The organism is Pseudomonas sp. DrBHI1, from assembly GCF_002205115.1.
GTDB classification, from domain to species: Bacteria; Pseudomonadota; Gammaproteobacteria; order Pseudomonadales; family Pseudomonadaceae; genus Aquipseudomonas; species Aquipseudomonas mosselii.
In genome coordinates this window covers 1-2,757 of record NZ_NIBE01000070.1, presented here as the reverse complement: position 1 = coordinate 2,757, position 2,757 = coordinate 1, and the positions used below count along the sequence as shown (strand labels likewise).

General features: G+C 65.9%; 2 protein-coding genes and 1 pseudogene. 2 read left to right on the top strand and 1 reads right to left on the bottom strand.

Annotated elements, in window-relative coordinates; translation table 11 throughout:
• Window positions 1-32: 32 nt before the first annotated feature.
• Window positions 33-482 carry a response regulator gene (locus CC207_RS16240; RefSeq protein ID WP_028689077.1) on the bottom strand — a complete coding sequence of 150 codons (450 nt, stop codon included), beginning with the start codon at window positions 480-482 and terminating at the stop codon, window positions 33-35.
• A gap of 225 nt (window positions 483-707) precedes the next feature.
• On the opposite strand from CC207_RS16240, the gene CC207_RS16235 reads away from it, so the two are divergent.
• Both CC207_RS16235 and CC207_RS27675 read left to right on the top strand, forming a co-directional pair.
• Complete coding sequence (locus CC207_RS16235) at window positions 708-2,645, top strand: putative nucleotidyltransferase substrate binding domain-containing protein (RefSeq protein WP_088852398.1); 1,938 nt, start codon at window positions 708-710, stop codon at window positions 2,643-2,645.
• Window positions 2,642-2,757: pseudogene (locus tag CC207_RS27675) on the top strand (3'-5' exonuclease); the annotation flags it as partial. The gene CC207_RS16235 and the pseudogene CC207_RS27675, both read left to right, overlap by 4 nt.

The window sequence follows — 2,757 nt, the reverse complement described above, 5'->3', positions numbered from 1 at the left end:
AGCGTGGGAGCGGGCTGGCCCCGCGATCGTTTTCAGCCCTGATCCATTCTCAACTCACGTCGCACCAGCTCCAGGAGCTTGCCCAGGTCCACCGGCTTGAGCAGGAAATCCACCACCCCCAGGTGCATCACGTCCACCGCCTCTTTCACATCGGTGTCGCCCGACACCACGATGATCGACAGCGCCGCCCGTTCCGATTCGCGAACCTGGCGGATCAGCTCCAGGCCGTCCTTGGGCTCCATGCGCAGGTCGGTGATCATCAGGGCGATACGCGGCTCATAGTGCAGCTTCAACATCGCCTCCTGCGCACCGTCGGCCGTCATGCAGGCGATACCCCGGCTCTTCAGGTACAGGCTCAGCGCTTCGCTGTTCACCGGGTTGTCGTCCACCACCAGTACCACGGGCCTGGGCGCGACGGGTGCACTCACCACGGCCAACGCCTCTCGCTCGGCGTCGCTCAGGATGTCGTCATGCTCTGCCATGGTCGTCTCGTCAAAAAAACCCCGTTATTCAAGTTCAGACCGCAAAACCCCCGCATGCAAACTGCCTTTCGTCGGCTATTTGACACCCGAGACAAGCAGCGAAAAGTCCGTCGCGCCTTATAGACTTACGTCCAATGGGCACCGCAGAGCCGTCGTCCGACCATGGAGCCCCAGAACAACAAGGTCTGCGCTACATATGCAGACATACTTATCGCGGTCGGTTCCATGAGCAAAAAGGACGCCTACAGCCAGGCGGGCAGAACAGCAGTGCTGCAAAACATCCAGGGCACCCTGCAGTTCCTGCAGCGTTTCCCGCCGTTCAACCAGATGGAACACAACCACCTGGCCTACCTGGTGGAACAGTGCCAGCTGCGTTTCCACGCGGCCGGCGAAAGCATCATCAAGCCTGCCGACGGCCCGGTCGAGCACTTCTACATCGTCAAGCAGGGCCGTGTGGTCGGCGAGCGCCACCATGTCACCAAGCCGGGCACCGAGACCACTTTCGAGATCGCCAGTGGCGAATGTTTCCCGCTGGCCGCGTTGCTCGGCGAGCGGGCCACCCGCACCGAGCACCTGGCCGGCGAGGACACCTTCTGCCTGCAACTGGACAAGGCCGCGTTCATCCGCGTGTTCTCCATGTCCGAGGTGTTCCGCGACTTCGCCCTGCGAGGAGTCAGCAGCCTGCTCGACCAGGTCAACCAGCAGGTGCGCCAGCGCGCCGTGCAAACCCTGGGCACCCAGTACTCGCTGAACACCCCGCTGGGCGAACTGGCGCTGCGCCACCCGGTGGTGTGCGCGCCGGACACACCGCTGCGCGAGGCCGTGGGGCTGATGCACGAGCAGCAGGTCGGCAGCATCGTCATCGTCGACGACCAGCGCCATCCCATCGGCATCTTCACCCTGCGCGACCTGCGCCAGGTGGTGGCCGACGCCAGTGCCGAGCTGACCGCGCCGATCGAACGCTACATGACCGCCCGACCGTTCCACCTAAGCCCCCAGGCCAGCGCCTTCGATGCCGCCATGGCCATGACCGAGCGGCACATCGCCCACGTCTGCCTAGTGGACAACCAGCGCCTGTGCGGGGTGATCTCCGAACGCGATCTGTTCTCCCTGCAGCGTGTCGACCTGGTGCACCTGGCGCGCACCATCCGCCATGCGCCACGCCTGGACAGCCTGGTGTCGCTGCGCGGCGAGATCGGCCAGCTGGTCGAGCGCATGCTCGCCCACGGCGCGTCCTCGACCCAGATCACCCAGATCATCACCCTGCTCAATGACCATACCGTGTGCCGGGTGATCGAACTGGTCATCGCCGAGCGCGGCGACCCGGGCGTGCCATTCAGCTGGCTGTGCTTCGGCAGCGAAGGCCGCCGCGAGCAGACGCTGCACACCGACCAGGACAACGGCATTCTCTTCGAGGCCCGCGACGCCGCCGAGGCCGAGGCCATCCGTGCCCGGCTGCTGCCGCTGGCCCAGCAGATAAACCACAACCTGGCCCAGTGTGGATTCACCCTGTGCAAGGGCAATGTGATGGCCGGCAACCCCGAGCTGTGCCTCTCGCGCAGCGAGTGGACACGGCGCTTCGCCGGCTTCGTGCGCGAGGCGAGCCCCGAGAACCTGCTGGGCTCGAGCATCTACTTCGACCTGCGCGTGGTCTGGGGCGACGAGCAAGGCTGCGAACAGCTGCGCCAGGGCCTGCTGGAGCAGGTCGCCGACAATCGCATCTTCCAGCGCATGATGGCCGACAATGCCCTGCGCCAACGACCACCGGTCGGGCGCCTGCGCGAGTTCGTGCTGACCCGTCAGGGGGACGACAAGGCCGCCACCCTCGACCTCAAGGTGCAAGGCCTGACCCCGTTCGTCGATGGCGCCAGGCTGCTGGCCCTGGCCCATGGCATCAGCGCCTGCAACACCCTGGAGCGCCTGCGCCAGCTGATCGCCAAGGGCATCATCGACCCGCTTGACGGCGCCGCCTATGAAGAGGCCTACCACTTCATCCAGCAGACCCGCATGCAGCAGCACCAGCGCCAGACCCGAGAGAACCAGCCCTACTCCAACCGGCTTGACCCGGACAGCCTCAACCACCTGGACCGGCGCATCCTGCGCGAGTCGCTGCGCCAGGCCCAGCGCCTGCAAAGCAGCCTGGCGCTGCGGTACCAGCTGTGAACCTGTTCCCCTGGTGGCGCCCCGCCGCCCCCGAACTCACCGCCCCGCTGCGTCGTCGTCTGGCCCTGCTGCCAGGGCCGGCGCCACTGGGCGTTTGCTCGTTGCGTGAACA

What these genes read in the sequence shown, in the direction of transcription:
- CC207_RS16240 (WP_028689077.1), bottom strand. Translation starts at nt 482, where the DNA reads ATGGCAGAGCATGACGACATCCTGAGCGACGCCGAGCGAGAGGCGTTG.
- CC207_RS16235 (WP_088852398.1), top strand. Translation starts at nt 708, where the DNA reads ATGAGCAAAAAGGACGCCTACAGCCAGGCGGGCAGAACAGCAGTGCTG.